1 protein-coding gene is annotated in these 1134 nt (G+C 74.6%); it reads right to left on the bottom strand.

The genetic code is table 11. The features are described from left to right. Positions 1 to 43: 43 nt before the first annotated feature. Positions 44 to 1051: a PHP domain-containing protein gene (locus tag D3105_RS33910; RefSeq protein WP_118906599.1), complete on the bottom strand. Its 1008-nt coding sequence runs from the start codon at positions 1049 to 1051 to the stop codon at positions 44 to 46. Positions 1052 to 1134 lie beyond the last annotated feature (83 nt).

The raw sequence follows: 1134 nt of genomic DNA, 5'->3' as shown, positions 1-1134 counted from the left end.
GACTGGCAGCGGTCGTGGTGCGCCCGTGCCGAGGGGTGCGGGGTCAGCCGGCCCACTCCAGGAGCCGTTCCGCGCTCCAGGTCGTCACCACGCGGTCCGCCGGCACCCCGCACTCCTCGGCACGGGCGCACCCCGACCGCTGCCAGTCGAGCTGCCCCGGGGCGTGCGCGTCCGTGTCGATCGCGAACAGCGTCCCCGCCGCGACGGCCGCGCGCAGCAGCCGAAGGGGAGGGTCCTGCCGCTCCGGGCGGCAGTTGATCTCCACCGCCGTCCCGGCCTCGGCGCAGGCCGCGAAGACCCGGTCCGCGTCGAACCGCGACTCGGGGCGGCCGCGCCCGTCCAGCAGGCGTCCCGTGCAGTGGCCGAGCACATTCGCCAACGGATGGCGCACCGCCGCTTCCAGCCGCCGTGTCATCGGAGCCGGGTCCATCCGCAGTTTGGAGTGGACGGAGACCACGACCACGTCGAGCCGTTCCAGCAGCTCGTCCTCCTGGTCGAGTGAGCCGTCCGGCAGGATGTCGCACTCGATGCCCGTCAGCAGCCGGAACGGGGCCCACTGCTCGTTGAGCCGTTCCACCACCTCCAGCTGCTCCCGCAGCCGTTCCGGCGACAGGCCCTTGGCCACCGTCAGCCGGGGCGAGTGGTCGGTGAGGACGGCCCACGCGTGGCCCAGCTCCGCGGCCGTCCGGCCCATCTCCTCGATCGGGCTGCCGCCGTCCGACCAGTCCGAGTGCATGTGGCAGTCGCCCGTCAGCCGCGCGAAGAGGTCCTCGCCCGCCTCGACGGGCGGCTCGGCCGCGGCGTCCTTCTCGAGCCGGTCCAGGTACCCGGGCGTCTTCCCGGCCAGTGCCTCACGGATCACCTCGGCGGTACGCGGCCCGATACCGGGGACCCGCTCCAGCGATTTCGCGGCCACCCGCTCGGCCGGCTCCCCGTCGGCCATGGCGTCCACGGCGGCGGCGGCCGTACGGAACGCCTTCACCCGGTAGGTGGCCGCCTGCGAGCGTTCCAGCAGGAACGCGATCCGCCGCAGGGCGGTGACGGGATCCATCGGCACCTCCACCAGAAGCGTCTGCGGCCGGCCCCGGTCCGCCGGGCACGCCGCCCGCCCCACCAGCATGAGCGCCCCCGGCT

The sequence above is a fragment of the Streptomyces globisporus genome (assembly GCF_003501885.1).
Classification (GTDB): Bacteria; Actinomycetota; Actinomycetes; order Streptomycetales; family Streptomycetaceae; genus Streptomyces; species Streptomyces globisporus_D.
This window is presented reverse-complemented; position numbering and strand designations above follow the sequence as displayed.

Bases quoted from the DNA above. Each gene is read 5' to 3' on its own strand.
- D3105_RS33910 (WP_118906599.1), bottom strand. From the start codon at position 1,051: ATGGATCCCGTCACCGCCCTGCGGCGGATCGCGTTCCTGCTGGAACGC.